The following is a 24,935-nucleotide window of genomic DNA, read 5'->3' as shown; positions in this document are numbered from 1 at the left end:
GCGATACCGATACCCGACTTAAACCACTGGAGGTTTAAAACCTATGAACATTATCCCCGTGATTACTCTGTTTGGCGGATTGGCGGCATTCTTCACTTTGGCCATTACGCTCAGATATGCCGCCGGCAAAACTCAGATGATTCAGAAGCAGAACGACAACCAGCTCACCGGCTCTTAAACGGCAGCAGCGTTCAGCCACTTGGATTGCTTGCGAGTTCCTTGAGCGCCCTCATTGCCTCATCAGTCCGATCACTGGGCACAAACATGTGGTCATGATAGAAGCCTGCAATAACGTTGGTGGTAATGCCCCGTTCGGCCAGCAGGCTCGTCACCACCGATGTCAGACCCAGAGCCTCAAGGCTGGAGTGACCCTCAAGGGTGATACGCCTGAAGACTCTGTAGTAGTCCAGGCCCTCGGCTTTGGCTTCCTCGAGTGGAATAACCAGAGTAAGTCCTTCCAGTTCGGCAATGCTGACGATGGGCTTGAGGTGTTCCAGATCGCCGTACTTTGCCTTTGGCACAGTGCAGTAAACGTACGTCGTCTCATCCAGTGTTGGCGAGAGCTGCTTGATCAAATCCTGCAGGAACTGTGTTCGCATCATTTTGACTGTCCTTAGGGCGAAGGTCGCCGGATTGCAGTAAGGAAACTTGAAACTTTCCCTATGAGCATAGTCAATTGCTGCGGATTTAGTTATCAAAATCCGTTGCTGAGTACCTGATTCCGCTTACTAATACGATTACTCGCTTCGACACGCCCTGCTCACCTATCACAGGCGAATAACGAGCCTCCATCAGACATCGTGTCCAAGAGCTTACATTAGCGCCCCTCGCCGGATCAGATCGCCAATGACTGGAACCACGAAACAGATCTCTGCACGTTAGCCACGCGTACGCTTTATCGCGCACTTCTTAATTCAAACGAAAAAAGGAAAGTACGATGAATCGCAACGCAAGAAATGGCATGTCAGTCCCCTTCGCATTCGCTCTGGCAGCACTACTGGGCAGCGGCGCCGCAAGTGCATCTGAAAAGCTCAGCGCAGATGAGATCTCCCAGGCGGTCAGCGACCACTCATACCAGGGCAGCATGCTGGAACCGAACTCCGGATTTAACGAATACTATGCAGCGGACGGCACAATCCATGGCGTGGACTACAAAGGCGAGTGGACCACCAAAGAGGGCGAAATGTGCTTTGCCTATGGCCAGGAGCCCACTTGCTACTCGGTCAGCATCAATGGGCCATCCATGGTGCTGCGCCAGGATGGCGTCATCAAGGGCAATGGAATGCTGATTCCCGGTAATACCGTCAAGTAAGCTCCAGAGGTGGGGCGCTCCCGTGGTTCAGAGGATCACTGGAGCGCCTTTTCTACGGCCTCCAGAAATCCAATCATATCCACCACCTGTTCCGAATCCGGATCAACGGTTTTACCCTTCAGATCGGCAGTAACAATGCCGCTATCGACCGTATCGGTTAACGCCGCCTTCAATTGAACGGCGTATTGACTGAGTGGCTCATTACCCTCTCTCTCACCCAGGGTTTCCAGGGCGTTGGCCAGCGCAAAGATCAACGCTGACGGATTGAAATGGGCTATTTTTCCGTCGCTCTCCAGGTACTTCAGATACAGGTCATGGGCCGTGCCATGGGGAGCTTCAAACAGCATCGTGCCGTCCTTGCTCTCTATGATCGAACTGGCGGTCGCCAGACTGCCACCGAGCGCCGCTGAAATGTCCGAGAAGATGTCGCCATCCAGATTCTGGGAGGGATAAAGCGCGTTCCTGGGTGGGTCTGTGATCATCTTCTTGAGCTGGCTCGAGGGCCGCATGATCATGAACGAAGGCGGTGGCGTGTGCTCGCTGGCCAGTTCCCGGCGCACTTCGGTAATTACGTCGCTATAGACTTCGTCGTACTCCATGTACTCGCGCTTGAGGCCGAAGTACACCTCTTTGTCCTTACGGGAGGCGTCCCGGAAAACCTGCAGAACCCAGTCCTTGATAGCCTCCCGGTCATTGGACATGAGCAACATGGGATCGCCCTTCCTGACCCGGCGGGCGTGCTTCTCGTCACCGTCGACAATCACTTTGAGGATGCCATCCTCCTTCGCCGCCATGTTGAAGCTACCGTATTGGTCGCCGCCACCGGCACTCATGCGGGAGATGGACACGTGTGCACCCCGGCCCGGAATGCCAAACTCCCGAAGCTGATTGACCAGCTTGAGCAGTTTGCGCCCGGTGGTATTGTCCGGAACACCCCAGAGTGCGCGCTCCGGCGGATTGGAAACAATTCGCGCCGCCTGGGCATCGATCAGCTCGTAGTAGTACTTCAGTCCCAGATCTTCGATCTGCTTCTTATAGTCGCTGTGATAGATGTCCTCGATCACCGAGCGCATGGCGCCGTCATAACCTGGGATCACGGTGTCTTTCAGGCCCAGGTACACATCGCGTTTTTCTGCGATGGCCCGCTGGAAGAAACGGTGGGCCCAGGCTTTAACATCCTCGATGTCGTTGGTAGCAAGCAGCCACGGATCGCCCTTGCGAATCTCTCGCCGGTGAAGCTCTACCGGGTCGCCACTGCTGCCCACAAACATCAGTTTGACCACACCGGTTGCCATGGACAGCTGGTTGAAGCTGTCCTTGATGCCACCGAATTCCATGGTATCCACTTCAATATCGCGCCCTACCCACTCCGGCCGGCGGATATTGAGGTTGCGGAACTTGATGTCTTCCCGGGTAATGTTGCCGCTGATGCCTTTACGGATCGCGCCGTTCGGCGATTTGGTCGCCAGCGGATGCAGGTTGTTGCCATCCACATCCGGATGCTTGCGGAGCAAGTCCTCTAGTTGCTGCCGGTTTACGGTCATGCCGGCGTTTTTCACACCCACACCATGTCGCTGGAGCGAGTCGATGGCATCGATAACCACCTGGCCATTGGTCAGCAGGCGGTTTTCCGCGGACAGCTCGATTTCCTCAAGCTGAATATCAAGTCGTGATCTCACGAATTTCTTGAGAATATGCTCAAACGCAACCTGAGCCATTTCGTCGCCGTGAAGGATCACGAGAGGCGAGGTCACACTGATTCTGCTGTCCATGAGAGTCTCCCTGCTGTTTCTTGGCCTGAATTAGTCCTGCTGTGATGCCGATTGTTTGATACCCAACCGCTCGTTAACGGCATCCCGGATCTCCCGATAGCGCTCGGGATTCTTCGCCAAAGTATCCAGATTGTCCTCGGGGAATATCTCCTTTCTCTTTTTACCGGCTTCCTCACTGGTAAAAATAGACGGCAGAAGCTGTTCCAGGCAACGCAACATGACTTCCGGCGATACCGAAGCTCCCGGGGATGCGCCCAGCAATGTGCCATAGGTCTTGTCACGGGATACCAGGATCTCTGTGCCCATCTGCAGGTCGCCATCCCGGATGATCTGAACTCGCTGGCCTGCCTCGACCGCTTTCCAGTTGAACTTTTTACTCATGCCCGGGGCGAAGCTGTCCAGTTCCTCGAACATGCTCTTTTCACCCTTGAAGGTTTCAGACACCAGGTACTTGACCAGTGGAAAGTGCTCAAGAGCCACGTTGAGCAACCCTGGAATATCATGCAGGCGCATGGCGCGCAGGTAATCCAGGAAGCCACGGCCTCTCTCAAGCACCGGTTTGAACGAGGCAAAAGGGCCGAACAGCAAATAATATTGGCCATTGGCTACCCGCAGATCGAGGTGCGGGACAGACATCGGAGGCGCACCGACCTTCGCTTTGCCATAGGTCTTGGCCCGATATTGCTCAGCCTGTTCGGCGCTGATCGGAGCCTGAAGGAAGCGGCCGCCAACCGGGAAACCGGTGAATCGGCGGGCAAAAGGCAGGTGGCTCTTTTTCAGGATCGGGAATGCCCCACCTCCGGCACCGACAAACAGCACGTCTGCCTTGTACCGACGATCAACTCCCCTGCTCTGCGTTTCCACCAGCCAACTACCGGCGGGGCTTCGATGCACACGTTTGACATGGGTGCCGTATTCAATCTTTACACCCAGATCCTTAACCGCATATTCGGCCATTTGCTCGGTCAACGCCCCGAAGTTGACGTCGGTACCCGTTTCAATAACCGTCGCCGCCATTTTTTCATGGCGTGGGCGTTCCTCCATGGTGTAAGGAATCCAGCTTTTGATCTCATCGAAATCTTCGGAATAGCGCATCTGTTCAAAAAAATGATGGGCCGACATCTCCTTGAAGCGGAGTTTCAGCTCAGGAATAGATGGCTCAGAGACGATGGTGCAGTGCTTGGTCTGGTTAATAAACGATTTGGGGTCCTTGATGGCCCCCTTCTGGATCAGGTACGCCCAGAACTGCTTTGCCACATTAAACTGAGCATGAATCTTTTCCGCCTTTTCGACCGAAATAACCTCTTCGTCCACCGGCGTGTAATTCAGCTCACAGTTCGCCTCGTGCCCGGTGCCGGCGTTATTGAACACCCAGGAGTTTCCCGCCCCGGGACCGTCCAGTCTTTCAAGAATCGTGATATCGAGTTCCGGTGCCAGCTCTTTCGCCAGGGTGGCGAAGGTGGTGCCCATGATTCCTGCGCCAATGATGATTACATTCATTAAAGCCTACCCGCGTGAGTCAAATGTCTGAATCAGGTTAAAAAAGTGTATGCCTTGACGGTAGCACGCTTCGCCAGGCACGGGAAACGCATGGCGAGCGGCCTCCCACTACCGAAAATCTCGACACCAGGGTCTACCCCTAAACCGCAGTTTACGTTAAGGTAAATGTCACCTGGCACGAATCACACCAGATTCCGCCAGGCTGTCTACAATGACATTAACTACACTCCCACAAGGAGTGTTTGTTCCTCAGGCCACTACCCCAGGAAGAGGATTATGACAACAACAAAGTCCAAAGTTGTGTATTCCCCAGTGTTTACCGACGGTGCGGAATTTCGTATTCCCACGTTCAAGCTTCTGAAACAGGACGGCAAGCTCTACAAGAGCGCCAAGGCTCCTGATCTCGACAAAGACAAGGCCCTTCGTATCTATCGGGCCATGGTCACCACCCGAATACTCGACGAGCGCATGCTAGCCGCCCAGCGACAGGGCCGCCTGAGCTTTTACATGCAGTGCACCGGCGAAGAAGCTGCAGTAATCGGCAGTGCGGCAGCACTGGATGATGGCGACATGATCATGGCGCAGTATCGGGAGCAAGGCGCCCTCGCCTACCGCGGCTTTACCATCGACGAGTTCATGAACCAGCTGTTCGGCAACGAGATGGACTACGGCAAGGGCCGCCAGATGCCGGTGCATTATGGTTCGAAGAAGCTGAACTACATGACCATCTCCTCGCCATTGGCCACCCAGATTCCCCAGGCTACCGGCTATGCCTATGGCCAGAAGCTTCGCGGTGAAGGGCATTGCACCATTACCTATTTCGGAGAAGGCGCCGCATCCGAAGGCGATTTCCATGCGGCCCTGAACATGGCCGCGGTTCATCGCGTACCGGTGATCTTCTTGTGCCGCAACAACGGTTATGCCATTTCCACGCCGGCCGCCGAACAGTTTGCTGCCGATGGCGTTGCACCCCGGGCTTACGGGTACAAAATGGACGTGATCCGGGTGGATGGTAACGACATTCTTGCGATGTACCAGGCTACGCAGGAGGCCCGAAAGCTGGCTGTGGAACACAATCGCCCCGTATTGATTGAGGCCATGAGCTATCGCCTGGCTGCCCACTCTTCCTCCGATGACCCCTCCGGCTACCGCAGCAAAGATGAAGAGGCGGTGTGGCGTGAGAAAGATCCGATCCTGCGCATGCGCCTCTGGCTGGAAAGCAAAAAATGGTGGAGTGAGGACGACGAAAAGCAGCTCCAGGAAAACATGCGCCGGGAAGTGCTCGAAACCATGAAACGGGCCCAGAAACGGCCACCTCCGCCGCTCGAAACCCTGGTGAGCGATGTCTACGACGAGGTCCCGCCAGCGCTGGCTCAGCAGTTCGATAAATTGAAAGCCCATATCCGCCGGTATCCGGACGAATACCCGAAGAGTGCGGAACACGCCAAGGGAGGAGCATGAGATGACCAAGATGAATATGCTCCAGGCGATCAACAACGCCCTCGACACCGCTATGGCAGAAGACGAGCGAGTGCTGTGTTTCGGTGAGGATGTGGGCGTCTTTGGCGGCGTTTTCCGTGCCACCAGCAACCTGCAACAGAAATACGGCAAGGCGCGTTGCTTCAACACGCCGCTGGTAGAGCAAGGCATCATCGGGTTTGCCAACGGCCTTGCAGCCCAGGGCTCCGTGCCGGTGGCCGAGATCCAGTTTGCCGACTACATCTTCCCGGCGTTCGATCAGATCGTGAACGAATCCGCCAAGTTCCGCTATCGTTCAGGCAACCTGTTCAACGTTGGTGGGCTGACCATTCGCGCGCCGTACGGTGGCGGCATTGCCGGCGGCCTGTACCACTCCCAGTCACCGGAAGCCTACTTTGCTCACACCCCGGGTTTGAAGATCGTGGTACCACGCAACCCGCATCAGGCCAAAGGGCTGTTGCTCGCCGCTATACACGATCCCAACCCTACCCTGTTCTTCGAGCCCAAGCGGCTTTACCGGGCCTCGGTGGGTGAAGTGCCGGATGAAGACTATCGCCTGCCTCTGGGCGAGGCCGAAGTCACCAAGGAAGGCACGGATGTGACGATTCTGGGCTGGGGCGCCCAGATGGAAGTGATTGATCAGGCCGTGGAACGGGCCGAGAAAGATGGTATTTCCTGTGAGGTCATCGACCTGAGGACCATTCTGCCCTGGGACGTGGAAACCGTCGCCAACTCCGTGTTCAAGACCGGACGGCTGGTGGTCACCCACGAAGCTCCCCTGACCGGCGGATTCGCCGGTGAAATCGCCGCCACGATTCAGGAACGGTGCTTCCTGTATCTGGAGTCTCCGATCGCTCGGGTAACCGGGATGGACACACCCTTCCCGCTGGTGCTGGAAAAAGAGCATCTACCCAACCACCTGAAGGTCTACGAGGCCATCAGGGCGAGCGTTGAATTCTAGGCTGATATCAGGACAGGAGAGCGACTATGAGTGATTTTATACTGCCCGATATCGGCGAAGGTATCGTGGAATGTGAGCTGGTCAAATGGCTGGTCAGTGAAGGCGATGTCATCGAGGAAGATCAGCCAGTGGCCGAGGTGATGACCGACAAGGCCCTGGTGGAAATTCCGGCACCCTACAAGGGCCGTGTGACCCGTCTTTATTACAAGGAAGGCGATATCGCCAAGGTCCACGCCCCGCTGTTTGAGCTGGTGGATGAGAGCGAAAGCGATGGCCAGGCGCCGGCGGCCAGTTCTCCGGAGCCTGCCAAAGCAGAGCCAGCCAGCGAGGCCCACACCGAATCTGCGACACGCACGCCGTCTGACGATGACGCCACCGAGGACTTTATCCTGCCGGATATCGGCGAAGGAATTGTCGAGTGCGAGGTGGTGGAATGGCGGGTCGCTGAAGGTGACGAAATCGAGGAAGACCAGCCTGTTGTCGACGTGATGACCGATAAGGCCATGGTTGAAATTACCGCTCCCAAAGCCGGGCGCGTAACCAAGCTCTATCATCAACAGCAGGCCATGGCCAAAGTTCATGCCCCGCTGTTCGCGTTCATTCCCCGGGATCGGGAAGAGCCGGACGAGCCCAAAGCCAAAGCGGAGCCCACTGCGCAACTCTCAACGGCAACGGCCTCACCTGTGGCTTCAGCCAACCGACAGCGTATTCCTGCCAGCCCCGCCGTTCGTCGCCTGGTTCGGGAGCACGAGCTCAACCTGGGTGACATCCCAGGCTCCGGCAAGGATGGCCGGGTGCTGAAAGCCGATGTGCTGGCTCATCTTGAAGAGGGCCCAAAACCGGCTCAGACTCAGGCGCCCGCCGACGATACGCAAGCTGCGACCACGGGCGGTACCCGCAGGCAGCCCGCGCCCGAACAGGAAGTACGGGTCGAGCCTATCCGGGGCATGAAAGCCGCCATGGCAAAAAGCATGGTGAAATCGGCCACCACCATTCCTCACTTTATCTACAGCGAGGATATCGACGTCACCGATCTGCTCAAGCTGCGGGAACAGCTGAAGCCGGAGGCAGAAGCAAGGGGCTCAAGACTGACGCTCATGCCCTTCTTCATGAAGGCTATGGCTCTGGCGGTTCAGGAATTCCCGGTACTCAACAGCCAGCTCAACGACGACGTTACCGAGATCCACTACCTGCCCCACTGCAATATCGGTATGGCCGTGGATGGCAAGGCAGGGCTCATGGTGCCAAACATCAAGGGCGTTGAAAGCCTGTCATTGCTGGGCATTGCCGATGAGGTAGCGCGCCTGACCGAAGCGGCGCGATCTGGTCGCGTGAGCCAGGAAGACCTCAAGGGCGGCACCATTACCATCTCCAACATTGGCGCACTGGGCGGCACCTACGCATCGCCCATTATCAACGCGCCGGAAGTGGCCATTGTTGCCCTGGGACGCACCCAGAAACTGCCCCGGTTTGATGCCAACGGCCAGGTGGTGGAACGCGCCATCATGACCGTGAGCTGGGCCGGCGATCATCGCATTATCGACGGCGGCACTATTGCCCGGTTCTGCAACCGCTGGAAAGGCTACCTGGAATCGCCTCAAACCATGCTCCTGCATATGGGCTGACGTTTCATCATGGCGCAGAAGACGCAACTGCAGCAGTTCTACATCCCCGAAGAGCAGTCGATCTATCTGCTCAGCCATGATGATGCCAAAAAGCTCAAGGACTGGGTGGCGCTCTGCGCCGCCCAGCTCCGCCAACTCGGCTATGAAGACATAGAACTAATTGGCAAGGGCGCCTATGGCTTTGTGTTCTCTGGCCGACTCCCCGGAACCGCGGTCGGAGGCCCGGAACATGTGTTCAAATTCACCCGCATCAACCTGCCCCGGCACCTCCAGGACCGGCTTGAAGATGAAGCCTACATTCTGGAACAGGTCCGGCACCCCAGGGTGCCCCGGCTGATTTCCTACCAGCGGGCCAATAACCAGCCGATTCTCGTTATGGAGCGTGCTGCCGGCCTGAACCTGGAAGAGGTTTCCCTGCGTGATGGCCGTCTGAAACCACGACTCATCATCCGCATCGCGGATCAGCTTGCCGATATCCTGCGGAACCTGCGCCGTGAAAACGGGCCCGCTGGCAGGCCCATCGTGCACGGTGATATCAAACCTTCCAATCTGGTCTTTGACGCCAGCACCGAAAACATTGCCCTGATTGACTGGGGCTCCTCCGTGTTTGCTCAACTGGACGCCAACCAGCAGTTCATTACCGCCAACGTGATGGAGCTTATGTCCGATAACCTGCAACAAACCAACGCCCGGCTCGGGGATGTCTATTTTATTGGCGATGAACAGCTGAACGGGGGGCTGTCTTCTCCACGGTTTGACGAACAGGGCGCGGCCGGCACGCTCTATGCCCTCGCTTCGGCGCAATCCTGCCGTTTTGGTCATCGGGCGATACCAGCCACTTCCCTCGGCCTGCCCATGGAATTCGCCCGAATGCTGGATGGCATGCTGTCGCCGGACCCGGACACCCGCCGCAAAGCAGGTGACTATTATCTGAGAGAGATGCCACGGATGGCCCGCGCGGTGATGATCGATCTGCCCGAAAAGCCGGTCGCGGCACAGGTACCCGTTTGGGTGCGGACCTCAGACCAGGAAATTGACACCGTGGTTTACAGCTCGCGCAAATCGTTCCTCAGGGAGGAAGGCGCACCGGAAACCCTGAACGATGTGAACGACGTGCAGCTGGACCGCTACTACAAGAACTTCATGCAGGGCATGGGCGAAACCGAGAAAGCCTTCCTGGCCGCCGTCAGCCGGCTTGGGCGCTACCCGGTGGAAGGCGGGCTGGCCGTGCGCTGGGAAACCGATGGCATCTACATTGACACTTCCCTAAATCTGCACGATCCAGCACTGAAGTCAGCGTTTGTTCAGGCGGTCAACAACATGGTTTACCTGGCCCAGGCCATTTACCGGAAGGGGATTTTCAAAAGCTGTCTTTTCAACGCCCGCAACACCCTGCACGTTGATCGCGACGAACCGTCCCAGCCCTTTGTGGTATCACCGGATATGAAATTGCACTACGAGGTAAGCGCAGCACCGGAAGTAGAAGATGAAAGCCGGGTCCACTCCTACTTCGAGGACGGCCCGGACCCGGAGGAATTCCTGGTCTTACCTGACACCATTATTCATGCCCTGGAGGAGCTCAACGCCATCCATCACACAGGTATGATCATCTTCGAAGCCCTGCCCCGCCATCTCAAAATCCACAGCCATTACCGGCTGCTGGACCCGGACCGGGAGCAGGAATTTCGCCGACTGCTGGACGTAATCCTGTCAGCGGTGGAACAGATTACCGGCCTGGGCGTTTCAGGGTTCATGAAGATGCCCTACAAAGACACCCGGTTCTTTCCGCATATCGAGCGCCTGCCTGAGAGGTACTACCCGCGCAATCCAAGGACCGAGCAAGCGTAAACCTCAGCCCGAGCCAACTTTTCTGTGTCCGCTATTTCGGACGCTATTGTCCGGTAAAACCAACACATCCAGCCCCGCACGCCGCCAACTGTCCCTTACACCGGACACTTTACGCTGAAAACGGGAAGCAAAGCCCTCCATAGCCATCAAAAACCTTTTAAAACAATGGCTTGGCCAACTGGCACAGTTCCTGTATTGAAACCGGTCATAACTACAAAAACTGCCTGAAGAACAAATCGTTAAGCATTCTGTTTTTCAATGTTGCTCGGACAATAATAAGGAACAACTATGCGTTTACTCTTCCTGGCTCTTCTGCTGGTCAGCCCCCTGTGTTTCGGCAAAACCGTTGTAATCATCCAAAGCTACCACCTCGAATACAAATGGGACGCAGATTATATCGATGCGGTCCGGTCTGTACTCGGGGAGGACCACGATATTCACGTTTTTGAACTCGACACCAAACGCCTCTCAAAACCGGAGTGGCCAAAGAAAGTCGCTGAAATCCAGAGCAACATTGCGGACATCAACCCCGATGTTGCTATCCTCGGTGATGACAATGCCTTTACATTGATGGCTGATCACCTGGTCGGGCAAAAGATTCCAGTGGTTTTCCTTGGTGTGAACGGTGGCCCTGTTCAGCACCCTACCCTCGAACACCCTCTGGTAACTGGAATACTTGAGCGTCCCTTTTTCTCGGAAAGCATCCGTCATCTTCGAAAAATACTCCGCCAGAAGGAGCGATTCCTGGTTCTGATGGATGACTCACCTACCATGCGCAACGCAGTCAACGAGTACTTCGGAGACAAGCGTCAGGCCACGATCTATGGCTCAGAACTGGACATCGTCCTGACTAACGACAAGGACACCTGGCTGAACACTGTGGTGAATGCCCATGAGCGCTATGATGCGGTTGTGCTTGGCACTCATCACACCATCAGGGACAAAGACGACCAATACGTCATCCCTCATGATCTGTTGAAGGAAGCCTTTTATAGGGCCCAACTCCCCCTGTTTTCGTTCTGGGATATCTTTGTTGGCGAGGAGCAAAGTATCGGCGGTTTCACCATCTCGGCCAAACAGGAGGGGCTTACCGCAGCCCGATTGGCATCGCTGATTCTCAATGGCGTAAAGCCAGACCGTATTCCCCATCTAAAATCCCTGAGCGGCCACTACGTTTACAGTGAGAGCGGACTGGCGCACTGGAACCTGCAACTGTCGCCTCTGATTGCCAGTCAGGCCAATTTCGTTGAATAGATTCCGAATTCAGGTCTTCCATGAGCACTGCGCCGATATTACCAAACGAACCCGTAACTTCAGGTTTGATCGGCCTTGCCGTTAACTATAAAAACAATCCGATAAAAGGGTCGCACTTTGGCTTCTTCATTCCTTGAATCCGCAGAGCGCAAGTTGGGCGTACCGGGTAAGCTGTTGATTGCGCCGGTTTTCGTTCTTCTCCTGTTTGCTTCCGTCACCTTTTTCAGTGTCTCCGAGTTCCAGCAACTGGACCAGCGCATGAACACGGTCGCCCGGGATCTGGCGCCGGATACGGCAATTGGTACAGAGTCGGTCATCAGCGTTTACCGGATGCGCCTTCGGGTTTCCGACTACTACGCAACCGGCCATGAGGAGACACTCGAACGCTTTGATGAACTGGAGGCCGATTTCAACGCCGTCATGGCCAGAGCCCAGGAAAACATTCAGGAGCCGGAGCGCGCCAAGCTTGTGGACCGTATTGAAAACACCACCAAGAGCTATATCGACGCCTTCAGGAACGAGCTGGTACCCGCGAAACGACAGGTGCTCGCCATTATTGATCAGAAGCTGGACGAGCACGGCCCCAACGCCACCAAGGCGCTGAGGCTGGCATTGAATGGTGTCGCGAACAGGGAGCCCGACAGTGAGCTAAGAGCGGGACTCGAGCAGCTACTCAACGATGCTCTAATCATGCGGATGACAGCAGAGCGTTATCTCGCCAATGGCGACGAGGATTCGAAAAAGGCGCTGGGCTGGGCCATTGAGGACCTCTCCGATGCGCTGGAGCTTATCGATGCAGAGAATGGCCCTGAGTTTGTTCAGGTATATCTCAATACAGTCGTTGAAGAGCTCGGGAACTACCGCTCTGCTGTGCAGGAGATGCTCAAGCAACAGAGTATTCTGGTAGAGGTGAAAACCCAAAAGCTGGATGCACTCGGACGGGAAATCGCGACCATGGCACGCGATCTCGAGGCCAGTATTTTTGCGTCTCTTGAAATTGAGGCGGATGAAGCAACGGCGGAAACAGACCTCGCACTCAAATTCACGCTCGCCGCTTTCGCAGTGTCGGCGGTTCTTGGACTGATCGTTGCAGTGGTGATGAGTCGCCTGATGGGCTCCAGCGTAAAACGGGCGAAAACAGAGATTCTGGGCTATCTCGACGACATCGCCAACAACAACGGTGACCTGTCCACTCGGCTCACTCCCGGCCGCCCCGATGAGATCGGTGATTTTATTGGCGCAGTCAACACCTTCCTGGAAACCCTGGAGGAAACGATTTCGCGGATCGTGACAGCTTCTCGCCGGCTTACCGGTGAGTCTGAATCGCTTGCCGGCATCACGGCTCGAACCACCGCCAACTCAGAACAACAGCGCGATCAGATCACTCAGGTGTCTGCCGCCATGCAGGAAATGGTCTCAACTTCGGAAGAGATTGCCTCGAACACCAGTGATACCGACGAATCAGCCCGCAAGGCTTCCTCACTGGCCGACTCCGGCCAGGAAACGGTTGGCTCAGCTATTCGCGCCGTTACCAACCTTGCCAATCAGGTGGAAAAAGGATCAACCCGCATCCAGCAACTGGAAAACGAGTCAGCAGAGATTGGCAATGTCCTGGCGGTGATTCAAAGCATTGCGGAACAGACCAATCTCCTGGCCTTGAACGCCGCCATTGAGGCGGCACGTGCGGGCGAAGCAGGACGTGGGTTCGCCGTGGTTGCCGATGAGGTTCGCGGCCTGGCCAGGCGGGTGCAGGAATCGACCGTAGACATCGAACGGATAGTCTCCCAGCTTCAAAGTGGCGCCGCCGGCGCGGTCGTGGACATGAGCAAGGCCAAGCAGATGGCCGAGGAAGCCAGCGAAGAGGCAAGCAAGTCGGGCGAGGCGCTCACCGATATTCTCGCTGCGGTCAACAGCATCGTCGAAATGACGACCCAGATCGCCAGCGCCACCGAACAACAGAGAGCAACGGCTGCGGAAATGACCCAGAATGTGGAAATCAGCAGTGGTGCCATCGAGGAACTGGCCGGGGATATCTCCCAGGTAAACCAGTCAAGCCGGTCGCTGGCGGACATGGCCGATGAGCTGAACACGCTTGTAAGGCGCTTCCGCGCCAATGAGACCTGAACAGACAATGGTTGCAGATGTTAACCACTTCACGAGAGCGAGAATGATTACCTGATACCTTGGGGTTTCAAGTTACACAATGTAAGCGGAAACGGACTGCCCGGAGGTATCCCGCCATGACGCGCTTTCATTCACCCAGGAAGCCAGGCATTCGTGTCTCTGTCATTACCATGCTGACAGCGGCCACCTGCCTGGGCACGGCTCACGCAGCCGAGCCCGAGAAAGTCATTTTTGCCGCCGAAAATGCGCTTTATGGTGCAGGTCATGATATCGGACGCGCCGACGGCTGGTTCGACGAGCAGCTCCGAACCGCCATACGCGCCTATCAGAATGAAAATGGGCTGCAAACCAACGGCAACCTGGATGCGCCAACGCTGAAAGCGCTTGGCGTAGCCGAAGCATCAAGTACAACCATCGCTGCAAATTCTGTGGGCAGTCGCAAGGCGTCACTGGCAGAGCTTGGTTTGTCCCTGCCGGAGCCAACGCCGAGCACCCCGAGCGTTGCCCGGACTGAGCCAAAACCTGCGCCAAAACCAAGTCCTGACCCGGTTCAGCAGTCTTCCGAACCGATCGAACCGAAAACTGAAACCGATGCTGAACCTGTTAAAAACCAGACAGTTGCTGAGGAAACCTCAACGCAAACTGAAGTCACGCCAGTAGAAGAAGTCTCGATAGCTGCCCAGGCAACATCTGGGCCGGAGGTTTCAGAGCCCCCTGCTTCCACTCCCACGCCGGAACCCGAGATTGTCGATAGAACAACACCGGAAGCCACCGAAGAGCCAGATCCAATCCTGGCTCAGCTCCCCATAGAGCCTACCAGTGCCGGAAACGCCGAGCCGGAGACAACCGATACGAAAAAAGTCCAGCCAGAACAGGGCGATAATACCCCTGCACCGAGAAAATCCGCAGTCGCTGACAACTCCCGGAGCACCGGCGGCGGCTTTTTCAGTGCGCTGTTCGATTTCTTTTTTGGTTGGCTGGTGTGACCGTCAGCTCTGCAACCGGTCTTTGAATACCTTCCAGTCAATAACGTTGCCATCGGAATCGAAGTGGACGTAGCCACGGAAGCTGGGGTCATCTTCCCATGCTTTTACAAATCCGACGGTTTCACCGGCATCTGAGACAATCTCAAAGGCTTCACTACGGGCGTGGGCAATTTCGGTGTCTGGTTCAGTTTCTGAACGCTTGAGGGTAACGGATGAGTCTAAAGGCAAGGTACTTCGAAGAAATTCCTGGATCATCGTCAAGCTCTCCTTTCAGGGTGAACCGGTGTGGTTCTGGAGGTAGCGTAACTATAAGCTGATCCGGTAATAGAGAATACAGATTCAGATCAATTTTCTTAGATTTTTTTGAGATAAAAACGCTTTAAGAACAAGGGCATATTTCATTATTGTGACAATGTGTAACCTTCCGACCCGATTATTTTTCAACCAGTTCAGAAGGTTACCGTAGCCTTTGCCGATCGCATGTACCGATCAGAATTTCCAGAACGGAGTGCTCAGTTTCTGTTCAACCAGCTCCGGTGAAAATCCAACGTCGTTCAGCAACCGACGGTCCATTGTCATTACCAGGTGGATAAAGTTGCGCTTCATCCGCCAGCCTTTGTAAAGAGAAGCAGCTCTTTTCATTTCATTACTCCTTAGTCAACCCAAAAATTCGGTCGTTAAAACCGGGACCTTGTTTAATTAGGATCCTATTCTAGGCTTGACGAGGAGTTTTCTGAATACTTGGAAACCCCTATAAACAGGGGCTCCCAGCATTTTCAGGCTTCACTGTTATTTCATTTAAATTGCGATTTCATGACGCCTTGGCGTTTGAAATCAGCACCTGGTAAAGATCGTCCTTGAGCTGTGCCCGCTTCTGTTTCATGCGGTGCAGTTTATCGTCACCAATGGGAGAGTCTCTCTTTTCCAGCCCTTCAATTTCGTGGTCAAGGTGCGTGTACTCCTGAAGCTTTTCGTTGAACTTCAGATCATTGCTCTTGAGTTCCTGAATGAGGTCTCGGTACTGCGGGAATTCTACGTGAAGCTCGTGGCTGGAAATGCCCATCGTTTTACTCTCCTTTTCTTTGCAGAGTTATGATCAAGGCTGATCATCTTCAGCATAGACGAGCGTGCCAGTTTCTGGGCGTCTTTGACAAATCGCTAATTACGCACGACGTTGCATGGGTATAGCATGGTAGTACGTTATCCAGTTACGCCTCGGGACACTTGCGAATGACCTTTGCACGAATTACCGGCACCGGTTCTTACCTGCCTGACAACATTGTTACCAATAAAGACCTTGAGAAAATGGTCGATACCACCGACCAGTGGATTCGCGAGCGCACGGGAATCGAAAGACGTCACATAGCCATCGAAGGCCAGACCACGGTAGATCTTGCCGAGCAGGCCGCAAAAAACGCCATCGACGCGGCCGGTATCAAGGCGGAAGACATTGATCTGATCGTGTTTGCCACCTCCACGCCGGACAAGATCTTTCCCAGCTCGGCATGCATCCTACAGGCGCGCCTGGGCATTCATGGCTGCCCTGCTTTTGATATCCAGGCCGTCTGCAGCGGTTTCGTATACGCACTGGCAACAGCAGAAAAGTTCATAAAGACCGGCAGCAGCAAGAAAGCACTGGTCATTGGCGCCGAGGTTTTTTCCCGCATTATCAACTGGGAGGACCGCGGTACCTGTGTCCTGTTTGGCGATGGCGCCGGTGCGGTGATCCTGGAAGCCGATGAAGAAACCGGCATCCTCTCCACCCATATCCACGCAGATGGCCAATATGCGGACTTGCTGCACGTTCCCTGCGGCATTGCCGATGGCTACGACCAGGTGAAAGCGGGTCGTGCCTTTGTAGAGATGAAAGGCAACGAGGTGTTCAAGGTAGCGGTAAACACCCTGGGCAAGATCGTTGACGAAACCCTTGCGGCTAACCAGATGCAGAAATCGGAGATCGATTGGCTGGTTCCGCACCAGGCTAATCTTCGCATCATCTCGGCCACGGCAAAGAAGCTGAACATGTCCATGGACCAGGTGGTCGTAACAGTCAATGAACATGGCAACACCTCCGCTGCGTCCATTCCCCTGGCCCTTGATGTCGCCGTTCGTGATGGGAGAATCAAGCGCAACGAAGTGCTTCTCCTGGAGGCCTTTGGCGGCGGCTTCACCTGGGGTTCGGCATTGCTGAGGTACTGATTGCTTTCTTCCTGGCTTTTATCAGGCTTGGCTCAGAAACGGGCTTCAACATCAGTTGAAGCCCGTTTTTCGTTGTATTTACCGCACCCTGTCAGATAGACTGTATTTTTATACAGTATAACCAACGCTCACTGCGAGGAATAACCATGGCAGTACAAGCAGTCTACTTTTCTGATAGGGACGGCCTGGATATGGCACTGAAAAATCCTGAGACGATGCTGTTCACTTCAAAAGCAGAAGCCGACGCCCGGGACAAGGTGCTGGAGCTGGCCGAAGAAATTCAGGTATTCCTGGGCCGCAAGGTAGAAGGTCTGAGTGACGATCTGGCGGAACGCTGCGCCATGGCTATCGCCGAGGATAAAGATCTGTTCCAGAAGGCTCTCAAGAAGCCTGACCTGCTGAACGCGGAGCAAGAATAAAAATGGGCGGCCCACATTGGCCGCCCTCTCATCACGCGACAGTTATCCAGCTGCCATTGTCGTAACGTTCGCCACCGTTGTCGGTCATTCGATGCAGACTCACCCACTGGTTTTCCACCAGCGCCGCCACGTCAGGCTGCTTGTGCAGGACTGATTCAATCCGCTCCGCAGGCGCATCAATCAGAACCGTCAGGCGAACCGGCTCATGACGCCAGTAGGTGCCGTCGTGAACAGACTGCAACGGAAGGCCAATTCTCAAATGCGTGCCATTGCCTTCCACTACTCCGACGTTACCCCCAACTACCGAATGCAGCAGTTTGTTGCCAGATCCATACACCTCCGGCACGGTGACCGATGCAAAGTACTGGAGGTTGATCCAGTTGGCGACAACCATGGGTGCCGCGAGAAGTGCCTCGAGTAGGCCACCATCGGCATCCAGTTCGGGGTCGTAGTCGTGCAGGAAAACCCGCCCCGAGAGGTTGCAGCCCCGGGTCTTGCTCCGTTTGGCAAAAATGATCGCTGCATTGTTGGCCAACCCCCACTCCGGGCGCACCTCAGACCAGTCCCGGGTACGGGTTTCCATAGCCTGTTTGAGGTTATCGTCGTCCAGACCGTTCAGTTTCAATGGTGTGGCCCGTTCCTTGCGCACGTGGATGCCAGCCTCTTCAAACCCGGCTTCCAGGTCAGCCAGTTTCTGTACGTGGGAATCCGGGACCAAATGGCGATCGGCAATCGTTACCTTGTCCGTCGCTGTGCAATGTTCGGCAGCCACCACCCATGTAAAATCCGGGATCTTGATCCCCTCGGCCGCCAGCCCCGCCCGAACCTGGGGATCATTCACCAGGCGCGCCGCAAGCCGCGCATTCACGCCGCCGCTCTGACCACCACAGGCGCCGCAGTCGAGCCCGGCCTGGTTCGGGTTGTTGTCGGTATGGCTACCGTGCCCCACCAGGACCAGCAAGGGTGCAAAGCCCTTGGTGAGTGACATACCACGGAGCATGTTTGCAGCCAGCGCTACCTTCTCGGCATCCGACAGCGGATCTCCCCCATGGTTGTGTACCAGTCGGCCCTCAACGGCCTTTTCCTCTCTGGCTTTGTGGCCTTTCTTCAAAGAATCTTTCACCAGTTTCCAAGCCCAGGCCAGCCCGGTTGTCTCCACCAGTGTGAAGGTCGACAGGCTGGTATATTTCGCTTTTCTTACCGATTCCCGTGCGATCTCCCGCTGATCCAGGGATCGATTCTCAGCCAGGTCTTCGCGCAGGCTGCCCCTGGTATCGATTAACCGGTACGAGGCGGGCAACAGACCGGGCAAACGGCGGGCCGGAGCGAAGGGTCCATGCTGCTGGTGGTCTATTGGCATTCCAAAGAATCCGGCAAAGCCGAGTGTCTGAACACCGGGGAGAACGTCCTCAAGGTGCCGGCGCATCACTTCCGAGCGGACATCAATACAGAAAACAGCCTGGGCAACCGGTGTTTCGCTTTCCAGATCTGGTCCAGGCTGTCTTTCCGGAACGACCGCGAGCGCCCGCCAGAGCGAACGCTGATAGCCGATTTCAAAGGCACGCTGCCAAACCCATAGCCTGCTGCGATTGTCATGGTCACCGCTCCGACGCGCCCGCGCTCTCTGCCTTTGCCACTCGGCTTTCTGGCCGGTCGAGGCAAAGGTAACACCTGCGGATTCCCAAACCAGCATAATGGCCAGAATTTCCGAGCAGCGATCCGATGAGCGGCCCTCAAGGCCTGCCCGCCAGTCCTCGCCGCGGCACCACGACGCCCAGCCGTTCACTTTCAGCAGCAAGCTGTGGCACAGGGCCTCCAGATCCTCCCCTGAGACACGAATCCGCTTTACGGCGTCCAGAATGGCCTCATCCATGGTGTCAGGCACGGTTTTGAAGAAGGCCCTGGCGCCCTTGAGCCCGGTACTGAAATCCAGCGACAGATCCTGGCGGATTGACTCGAGCCAGAACTGGAACAAGCTCGTGTCCGAGTTATCGCCAGCAGCTGACCAACGACCCTGTCGCTGATCGAAGAACGCACCACAAACCCGCGACACCTGATCACAAGCGGTTTCGACCAAACCAACGCCCTCGTCGTCATCGCTTGCGCCCTTGTAGGTATCGAGAATGGAACTCCTCAGGGGCGCTGCTGAAGATGGATTGCGACCGAGCCATTCCAGATACCAGGCAATGTTTCGATCATCGCCGCGCTCCGCGATGCTGGCCTGAAGATCCTCCTCGCGGATACGACCGCCTTCCCAGGCCTCCCGATAGTATTCTGTTGGCATAAGCATGCTGAATCCGCCGCGCTCGCCAAGCAACTGATCTGCCCGCGAGATGGGAAGGTGCCGCAGCCCCCAGAACGGATTCACGGCAATCCACTGGTCCAGGGGCCAGACCGGGGCGATCAGGTCGCAGGCCTGCCGGAACGGCTTTCGCCAGCCATCGTTCATTACCTGCAGCTCAGGTACCGACACGCAAACGTTACTCATGATCTCTCCTCCAGTCTGAACGGATGGTGGGGCACCCGGCTGAACATGGTGGGCACCTTCAGGGCTTCCGCCGCCAGGAATCGCGTCAGCCGGTCAAAAGGCAACTCAAGGTAAAGCCCCTGGCGGAAGTGCGCACACAGTGCGCGGGTCGCCGGGAACCGGGCGCCGAACACGATCATCAGCGAACAGGCAACCAGCAGTGCAACCATTGCTGAACTGACCGCCCAGGCTGGCGTCGGGATATCGAACCCCTCATGCACGGGCACTGCCGGGCCAACGAGGAAGTGCAGCAGGGAGTAGACCGGGACCAGAAGTACTGCCAGGCCTGCAAGCCGTAATTTCACTGCGGCAGTTGCTCCGGCCGGAATGCCCATTGCCGCTGCAGACACCGCCAGCACCAGAAGCGCTCCGAAGACCGGGTTGTTCTCAACGATCCAGGGCGCCTGGACCAGGATGGCAGCCGCCACCAGGCCGGTAGCGCCGGCCCAGAACAGCCGGCTGGCTGCTGGCGATTCCGGGAAGCGCGTTGCCGCAGATACGGCCACAGTGCGACCGGATGCCAGGAAAGAATGTGCCTTATACAGTGAGTGGGCCAACAGATGAAGCAGAGCCAGGGTGTATGCCCCCATACCGATTTCGAACAGCATGAATCCCATCTGGGCGCAGGTAGACCAAGCCAGGGCATGCTTGACCGAGTACTGGGTCATCATGGTCAGGACAGCAACAACGGCTGTCATTCCACCAATTACCAGCAGAATCATGTGGCCAGCCGTAAAACCATCGAAAACCGGGAAAAGGCGCAGCCAGAGGAACCCGCCCAGGTTGATAACCCCGGCGTGGAGCAGCGCCGAGACCGGCGTCGGGGCTTCCATTACCCGAATGAGCCAACCATGGAAGGGAATCTGGGCACACTTGAGGACAGCCGCCAGGGCCAGAACAACCGACGCAACCGTCAGCGCCGTGGATCCGCCGGCTCGGGCGGCCTCACTCTGAACCATTTCCGGCAGGTAAAAGGTGCCGTAGTGAAGATACAAGGCCACCACACCGGAAATAACCAGTGCATCGCCCACCCGGCTGACAATGAACTTCTGGACTGCCGCCATGCGCGCCTGGGGACGGTCCTGGTAGAGGGTGAGCAAATGATGCAAAGCGAGACTGACACCAATCCAGGCGCCCGCGAGAATCAACAGGTGGTTGGTAAATACCAGCACCAGAACTGAGGCAACCGTCACCAGGAACCATGGGAGAAACCGGTCACGGCCGGGATCCTGGCTGAGATAATTGTCGGCAAAGCGCAGGATCACCCAGCCGATGAAGGCGACCATAAGGGCCATCCAGACCGCGATGCCGTCCGGATAAAGACCAAATCGACCACCAAGGGTCGCAAGAGTGTTGCTGTTACCCCCAACCTGGGCTTGTGCCAACAGCAACACCCCCACCATCAGGGACGCAGCCATGGAGGCCACCATCATCCATCCTGCGAGGCGCCAGCAGTGGTTCAGCTTCAAGGGGCTTTTCAGCCAGCCACCCAGCCCGGCCAGCACGAAAAGGCTCACCGGCAGCAGCAGCCAGATTGCGAGGATCAATAGCGATGAAAATTCGGCGATTGGATTCATATCAGCAAACCTCCTGTTTGCATGTACTTTGCCTTTATTCGTCTCATAGAAAAAATGGTTTATACTGATCACTTCATTCTGTTTTTGAGAACGAATGGCCATGAAGCTCAACTATCACCATCTCTACTATTTCTGGAAGGTTGCCCGCACCGGCCACCTGACCCGGGCTGCCGACTCGCTGCACATTTCCCAGTCCGCCCTGTCGGGTCAGATTCGGAAACTGGAGGAGAGCCTGGGCCATGACCTGTTTATCCGCGAGGGGCGGCGCCTGAAGCTCTCTGAAGCCGGGCGCATGGCATTCTCATACGCCGAGGAGATCTTCCGGCAGGGTGAAGAACTGACGGCGCTGTTTGCCTCTGGCGCCCAGCCCAACCGGGAGATCCTGAGGATCGGAGCCGTTGCCACTCTTTCGCGGAACTTCCAGGAAGGCTTTCTCCAACCTCTGCTCAATCGGGAAGATCTGGAACTGAGCCTGCAAAGCAGCCACATTGATGAATTGCTTCGGCGGCTCTCAGCCCACCGACTGGACCTTATCCTGGCCAATCAGTCCGTACAGGGCGATGAACAGAATCCATGGCGTTCCCGGCTGATTGCCAAACAGCCGGTAAGTATTATCGGCCCCCGGGGAATGGATGTTCACGGCGATTTCGCCGAGGTACTGCGCGGCAGGAGCCTGATTGTTCCAGGGCCCGACAACAACATACGCCAGGCCTTTGATCAGCTTTGCGAATACCACAAGCTACGCCCGAACATCGCCGCAGAAGTGGACGACATGGCCATGATGCGACTTCTGACCCGGGATACCGGGCACTTCGCCATCATGCCGCCGGTGGTGGTGCGGGACGAAATGAAGAGCGGAGCCCTGGCGGACTATGGCGCCCTGCCCGGCGTCTTTGAGGAGTTCTATGCCATCAGCATCCGGCGCCAGTTCGAGACGCCGGCGCTTCGGGAGCTGCTGTCTCAAACCGAGGAAAACTTCCTGACCCGGACACCGATTGGTCATTCTGACTAGCCCGTGTGGCGAAAAATGTCATCCATACGGGCGGGTTACATCCGTATACTGAAGTCGAAAGACCACAATAATAACGCCGGACACCCAATCATGACCCAGCACAGCAACCGTGAACGCCCGTCTATTCTGATCATCGGCACCGGTTTCGGTGGCCTGGGCATGGCCATAAAACTGAAACTGGCAGGCTTCACAAACCTGACCATGCTTGAAAAGGCGGACCGGGTTGGCGGTACCTGGCGCGATAATACCTACCCCGGTGCCGCCTGCGATGTACAGTCACACTTCTATTCCTATTCGTTTGAACCCAAGCACGACTGGTCGCGCAAATTTGAATTGCAGCGGGAAATACTCGGCTACATGGAGCACTGCGTCGAGAAATACCGGCTTGGCGATCACATCCGGTTCCATGCGGAGGTACAAGAGGCAGTCTTTGACGACCATTCGAACCAGTGGACCGTCACCCTGACAAGCGGCGAGCAACTCACAGCGGACGTGCTGATCACCGCCACCGGCCAGCTCAATCAACCTGCCTGGCCCAAACTCGACGGCCTGGATCGCTTTCAGGGCAAGATGTTCCACTCGGCCCGCTGGGATCACGATTACGACCTGACCGGTAAGCGGGTCGCCGTCATTGGTACCGGCGCCAGCGCTATCCAGTTTGTCCCGGAGATTGCACCGATGGTCGAACAGCTGGACCTGTTCCAGCGTTCCGCGGCCTGGGTGCTTCCCAAGCCAGATCGTTCATTCAAGCGCTGGGAGCAGACTCTGTTCCAGAAACTCCCGCTCTGGGATCGCTTTTATCGTTACCTGATCTACTGGAAGAACGAGAGCCGGGCCCTCGCGTTCACCAAATTCAGTGGCCTGCTGGAGTATTACGCCAATCAGGCGAAACGTGAGGCGCGAAAGCGGGTGACAGATCCCGCCAAACTGAAAAAGATCATTCCGGACTACAAGATCGGCTGTAAACGCATTCTCATTTCCAATGACTGGTATCCCGCCATTAACCGGCCCAACGTGAACCTGATTACCGACCCGATCGACCGCGTTGACGAGACTGGCGTGATCACCCGGGACGGCCACCACCATCCTGCCGATACCATTATTTGTGGCACCGGTTTCCGCGCCTCGGAGTTTCTCTCGCCCATTAAGATAACCGGCCGGGGCGGGAAGACGCTCAACGAAGCCTGGCAAAACGGCGCAGCCGCCTTCAAAGGCATCACGGTCAGCGGCTTCCCGAACATGTTCATGCTGTATGGGCCGAACACCAACCTGGCCCACAACTCGATCCTCTACATGCTGGAATCACAGTTCCGATACGTTCTGGAATGTCTTGAAGCGCTCGAAAAATACCCGCACTCCGCCATGGACGTCCGCCAGGATCGCCAGGACCGCTTCACCCATGTGGTGCAGAAGGGTCTGGAAGACACGGTCTGGAGCTCCGGTTGTACTTCCTGGTATCTGGATGCCAATGGCCGTAACACCATTAACTGGCCGGGATTTACCTTCACCTACCGGTTTGCTACCCGCCACGTGGACACTGCCGATTACCAATTCCTGTATCCGGGACAAACCACGGATTAAGCACCCGCCTTGCACTTTCCCTTGAAGACACCTCACATTCATAGGATGATTGGGTTATCGGTTTGAGGGATGATAAACACCATGCTGGAACGTATCCGCAAAGGCTCTCTGGTGGAAACCGCCATAGAGAGTTTGAGAAACGCTATCGAAAAGGGCGATTGGTCTGTGGGTGATCGTCTGCCCGTGGAATCGGAGCTGTCTGACTCCCTTGGAGTCAGTCGTAACACCGTGCGCGAGGCGGTTCGGGTGCTGGTACACGTAGGAATGCTGGAAACCCGCCAGGGCGATGGCACTTACGTGCGCGCCACCCGCGATGCCGGGGAAACACTGCGGAGGATTGCCCGAACTCAGCTGGCGGATCAGCTGGAAGTCAGAATCATGCTGGAAACCGAGGCCGCCAAGTTGGCCGCGGCCAGGCGAACAGACCAGGATCTGCGACAGATGACAACGGCCCTGGATGCACGCGCCAGAGCCGGAAGCGATCTTAAGGCCCGCATCTGCCACGATGAAGCCTTCCATCACGCCCTGGTAGCCGCTTCCCATAATTCCGCGCTGGTAGAACTGTACGATTACTTCTCCCACGCTATCAGCCAGACCATTGAGCAGACCGAAACCGACTCGGATCTTCCGGAGCCTTCCCAGGAAGACCACGAACTGCTTCTGGCGGCCGTCAGACGGCAGGATGAGAGCAAATCCGAGACTCTGGCCAGAGAGCTTTTGAAACCCAGCCTTCAGGCACTCAAGCGTCGGGGGTCCTGA

General features: G+C 56.3%; 22 protein-coding genes. 14 read left to right on the top strand and 8 right to left on the bottom strand.

Annotated features, from left to right (window positions below):
• The first annotated feature begins 43 nt into the window (after positions 1-43).
• Positions 44-178 carry a hypothetical protein gene (locus ACO06L_RS02995; RefSeq protein ID WP_264753885.1) on the top strand — a complete coding sequence of 45 codons (135 nt, stop codon included), beginning with the start codon at positions 44-46 and terminating at the stop codon, positions 176-178.
• 13 nt (positions 179-191) lie between these two features.
• Here ACO06L_RS02995 and ACO06L_RS02990 read toward each other — a convergent pair whose 3' ends face one another.
• Positions 192-602 (bottom strand): ACT domain-containing protein, encoded by a 411-nt coding sequence (locus ACO06L_RS02990; RefSeq protein WP_202346591.1) that lies wholly within the window; start codon positions 600-602, stop codon positions 192-194.
• Between the two features lie 335 nt (positions 603-937).
• On the opposite strand from ACO06L_RS02990, the gene ACO06L_RS02985 reads away from it, so the two are divergent.
• Positions 938-1,312 carry a hypothetical protein gene (locus ACO06L_RS02985; RefSeq protein ID WP_202346592.1) on the top strand — a complete coding sequence of 125 codons (375 nt, stop codon included), beginning with the start codon at positions 938-940 and terminating at the stop codon, positions 1,310-1,312.
• A gap of 35 nt (positions 1,313-1,347) precedes the next feature.
• Here the strand turns inward: ACO06L_RS02985 and ACO06L_RS02980 are convergent, their stop codons facing one another.
• On the bottom strand, positions 1,348-3,084 hold the full coding sequence (locus tag ACO06L_RS02980) for an isocitrate/isopropylmalate family dehydrogenase (protein WP_202346593.1): 1,737 nt from the start codon (positions 3,082-3,084) through the stop codon (positions 1,348-1,350).
• 30 nt (positions 3,085-3,114) lie between these two features.
• Positions 3,115-4,584 carry a malate:quinone oxidoreductase gene (locus ACO06L_RS02975; RefSeq protein ID WP_202346594.1) on the bottom strand — a complete coding sequence of 490 codons (1,470 nt, stop codon included), beginning with the start codon at positions 4,582-4,584 and terminating at the stop codon, positions 3,115-3,117.
• Between the two features lie 276 nt (positions 4,585-4,860).
• On the opposite strand from ACO06L_RS02975, the gene ACO06L_RS02970 reads away from it, so the two are divergent.
• The 7 genes from ACO06L_RS02970 (at position 4,861) to ACO06L_RS02940 (ending at position 14,861) form a co-directional block, all read left to right on the top strand.
• On the top strand, positions 4,861-6,045 hold the full coding sequence (locus ACO06L_RS02970; protein ID WP_202346595.1) for a thiamine pyrophosphate-dependent dehydrogenase E1 component subunit alpha: 1,185 nt from the start codon (positions 4,861-4,863) through the stop codon (positions 6,043-6,045).
• Between the two features lies 1 nt (position 6,046).
• Positions 6,047-7,024, top strand: coding sequence for an alpha-ketoacid dehydrogenase subunit beta (locus ACO06L_RS02965; RefSeq protein ID WP_064227969.1), 978 nt, complete (start codon positions 6,047-6,049; stop codon positions 7,022-7,024).
• A 26-nt stretch (positions 7,025-7,050) separates the two neighbouring features.
• Entirely contained in the window at positions 7,051-8,649 is a 1,599-nt protein-coding gene (locus tag ACO06L_RS02960) for a dihydrolipoyllysine-residue acetyltransferase (protein WP_202346596.1), read from the top strand.
• A gap of 9 nt (positions 8,650-8,658) precedes the next feature.
• Complete coding sequence (locus ACO06L_RS02955) at positions 8,659-10,497, top strand: protein kinase domain-containing protein (protein WP_202346597.1); 1,839 nt, start codon at positions 8,659-8,661, stop codon at positions 10,495-10,497.
• Between the two features lie 288 nt (positions 10,498-10,785).
• A complete protein-coding gene (locus ACO06L_RS02950; protein WP_202346598.1) occupies positions 10,786-11,751 on the top strand; it encodes an ABC transporter substrate-binding protein in 966 nt (321 codons plus the stop codon).
• 117 nt (positions 11,752-11,868) lie between these two features.
• Positions 11,869-13,875 carry a methyl-accepting chemotaxis protein gene (locus ACO06L_RS02945; protein ID WP_227715820.1) on the top strand — a complete coding sequence of 669 codons (2,007 nt, stop codon included), beginning with the start codon at positions 11,869-11,871 and terminating at the stop codon, positions 13,873-13,875.
• 116 nt (positions 13,876-13,991) lie between these two features.
• Entirely contained in the window at positions 13,992-14,861 is an 870-nt protein-coding gene (locus tag ACO06L_RS02940) for a peptidoglycan-binding domain-containing protein (RefSeq protein ID WP_227715819.1), read from the top strand.
• A gap of 3 nt (positions 14,862-14,864) precedes the next feature.
• Here the strand turns inward: ACO06L_RS02940 and ACO06L_RS02935 are convergent, their stop codons facing one another.
• The 3 genes from ACO06L_RS02935 to ACO06L_RS02925 form a co-directional block, all read right to left on the bottom strand.
• Positions 14,865-15,116 (bottom strand): hypothetical protein, encoded by a 252-nt coding sequence (locus ACO06L_RS02935; RefSeq protein WP_202346599.1) that lies wholly within the window; start codon positions 15,114-15,116, stop codon positions 14,865-14,867.
• A 234-nt stretch (positions 15,117-15,350) separates the two neighbouring features.
• The gene (locus tag ACO06L_RS02930) at positions 15,351-15,503 is read right to left on the bottom strand and encodes a hypothetical protein (protein WP_008171150.1); all 153 of its coding nucleotides are present in this window, start codon (positions 15,501-15,503) and stop codon (positions 15,351-15,353) included.
• 169 nt (positions 15,504-15,672) lie between these two features.
• Positions 15,673-15,924 carry a YdcH family protein gene (locus tag ACO06L_RS02925; RefSeq protein WP_064227975.1) on the bottom strand — a complete coding sequence of 84 codons (252 nt, stop codon included), beginning with the start codon at positions 15,922-15,924 and terminating at the stop codon, positions 15,673-15,675.
• A gap of 167 nt (positions 15,925-16,091) precedes the next feature.
• On the opposite strand from ACO06L_RS02925, the gene ACO06L_RS02920 reads away from it, so the two are divergent.
• Positions 16,092-17,060, top strand: a complete 969-nt coding sequence (locus ACO06L_RS02920; protein WP_064227976.1) for a beta-ketoacyl-ACP synthase III — start codon at positions 16,092-16,094, stop codon at positions 17,058-17,060.
• 146 nt (positions 17,061-17,206) lie between these two features.
• Positions 17,207-17,479: a YebG family protein gene (locus tag ACO06L_RS02915; protein ID WP_202346600.1), complete on the top strand. Its 273-nt coding sequence runs from the start codon at positions 17,207-17,209 to the stop codon at positions 17,477-17,479.
• A 31-nt stretch (positions 17,480-17,510) separates the two neighbouring features.
• Here the strand turns inward: ACO06L_RS02915 and ACO06L_RS02910 are convergent, their stop codons facing one another.
• Positions 17,511-19,967, bottom strand: a complete 2,457-nt coding sequence (locus tag ACO06L_RS02910) for a YbcC family protein (protein WP_202346601.1) — start codon at positions 19,965-19,967, stop codon at positions 17,511-17,513.
• Positions 19,964-21,583 carry an NADH-quinone oxidoreductase subunit L gene (locus ACO06L_RS02905; RefSeq protein WP_202346602.1) on the bottom strand — a complete coding sequence of 540 codons (1,620 nt, stop codon included), beginning with the start codon at positions 21,581-21,583 and terminating at the stop codon, positions 19,964-19,966. The genes ACO06L_RS02910 and ACO06L_RS02905 overlap by 4 nt, the downstream gene beginning before the upstream one ends.
• A gap of 100 nt (positions 21,584-21,683) precedes the next feature.
• On the opposite strand from ACO06L_RS02905, the gene ACO06L_RS02900 reads away from it, so the two are divergent.
• The 3 genes from ACO06L_RS02900 (at position 21,684) to ACO06L_RS02890 (ending at position 24,935) form a co-directional block, all read left to right on the top strand.
• Positions 21,684-22,595 (top strand): LysR family transcriptional regulator, encoded by a 912-nt coding sequence (locus tag ACO06L_RS02900; RefSeq protein ID WP_064227979.1) that lies wholly within the window; start codon positions 21,684-21,686, stop codon positions 22,593-22,595.
• Between the two features lie 90 nt (positions 22,596-22,685).
• Positions 22,686-24,176, top strand: coding sequence for a flavin-containing monooxygenase (locus ACO06L_RS02895; RefSeq protein WP_202346603.1), 1,491 nt, complete (start codon positions 22,686-22,688; stop codon positions 24,174-24,176).
• Between the two features lie 81 nt (positions 24,177-24,257).
• The gene (locus tag ACO06L_RS02890; RefSeq protein WP_202346604.1) at positions 24,258-24,935 is read left to right on the top strand and encodes a FadR/GntR family transcriptional regulator; all 678 of its coding nucleotides are present in this window, start codon (positions 24,258-24,260) and stop codon (positions 24,933-24,935) included.

Origin of the sequence: Marinobacter sp. (genome assembly GCF_965229985.1) — a bacterium.
In the GTDB taxonomy this organism is placed as follows: Bacteria; Pseudomonadota; Gammaproteobacteria; order Pseudomonadales; family Oleiphilaceae; genus Marinobacter.
The sequence above is the reverse complement of the archived record's forward strand: the minus strand, read 5'-3'. Positions and strand labels throughout refer to the sequence as shown.

Bases quoted from the DNA above. Each gene is read 5' to 3' on its own strand.
- ACO06L_RS02995 (WP_264753885.1), top strand. From the start codon at position 44: ATGAACATTATCCCCGTGATTACTCTGTTTGGCGGATTGGCGGCATTC.
- ACO06L_RS02990 (WP_202346591.1), bottom strand. From the start codon at position 602: ATGATGCGAACACAGTTCCTGCAGGATTTGATCAAGCAGCTCTCGCCA.
- ACO06L_RS02985 (WP_202346592.1), top strand. From the start codon at position 938: ATGAATCGCAACGCAAGAAATGGCATGTCAGTCCCCTTCGCATTCGCT.
- ACO06L_RS02980 (WP_202346593.1), bottom strand. From the start codon at position 3,084: ATGGACAGCAGAATCAGTGTGACCTCGCCTCTCGTGATCCTTCACGGC.
- ACO06L_RS02975 (WP_202346594.1), bottom strand. From the start codon at position 4,584: ATGAATGTAATCATCATTGGCGCAGGAATCATGGGCACCACCTTCGCC.
- ACO06L_RS02970 (WP_202346595.1), top strand. From the start codon at position 4,861: ATGACAACAACAAAGTCCAAAGTTGTGTATTCCCCAGTGTTTACCGAC.
- ACO06L_RS02965 (WP_064227969.1), top strand. From the start codon at position 6,047: ATGACCAAGATGAATATGCTCCAGGCGATCAACAACGCCCTCGACACC.
- ACO06L_RS02960 (WP_202346596.1), top strand. From the start codon at position 7,051: ATGAGTGATTTTATACTGCCCGATATCGGCGAAGGTATCGTGGAATGT.
- ACO06L_RS02955 (WP_202346597.1), top strand. From the start codon at position 8,659: ATGGCGCAGAAGACGCAACTGCAGCAGTTCTACATCCCCGAAGAGCAG.
- ACO06L_RS02950 (WP_202346598.1), top strand. From the start codon at position 10,786: ATGCGTTTACTCTTCCTGGCTCTTCTGCTGGTCAGCCCCCTGTGTTTC.
- ACO06L_RS02940 (WP_227715819.1), top strand. From the start codon at position 13,992: ATGACGCGCTTTCATTCACCCAGGAAGCCAGGCATTCGTGTCTCTGTC.
- ACO06L_RS02935 (WP_202346599.1), bottom strand. From the start codon at position 15,116: ATGATCCAGGAATTTCTTCGAAGTACCTTGCCTTTAGACTCATCCGTT.
- ACO06L_RS02930 (WP_008171150.1), bottom strand. From the start codon at position 15,503: ATGAAAAGAGCTGCTTCTCTTTACAAAGGCTGGCGGATGAAGCGCAAC.
- ACO06L_RS02925 (WP_064227975.1), bottom strand. From the start codon at position 15,924: ATGGGCATTTCCAGCCACGAGCTTCACGTAGAATTCCCGCAGTACCGA.
- ACO06L_RS02920 (WP_064227976.1), top strand. From the start codon at position 16,092: ATGACCTTTGCACGAATTACCGGCACCGGTTCTTACCTGCCTGACAAC.
- ACO06L_RS02915 (WP_202346600.1), top strand. From the start codon at position 17,207: ATGGCAGTACAAGCAGTCTACTTTTCTGATAGGGACGGCCTGGATATG.
- ACO06L_RS02910 (WP_202346601.1), bottom strand. From the start codon at position 19,967: ATGAGTAACGTTTGCGTGTCGGTACCTGAGCTGCAGGTAATGAACGAT.
- ACO06L_RS02905 (WP_202346602.1), bottom strand. From the start codon at position 21,583: ATGAATCCAATCGCCGAATTTTCATCGCTATTGATCCTCGCAATCTGG.
- ACO06L_RS02900 (WP_064227979.1), top strand. From the start codon at position 21,684: ATGAAGCTCAACTATCACCATCTCTACTATTTCTGGAAGGTTGCCCGC.
- ACO06L_RS02895 (WP_202346603.1), top strand. From the start codon at position 22,686: ATGACCCAGCACAGCAACCGTGAACGCCCGTCTATTCTGATCATCGGC.
- ACO06L_RS02890 (WP_202346604.1), top strand. From the start codon at position 24,258: ATGCTGGAACGTATCCGCAAAGGCTCTCTGGTGGAAACCGCCATAGAG.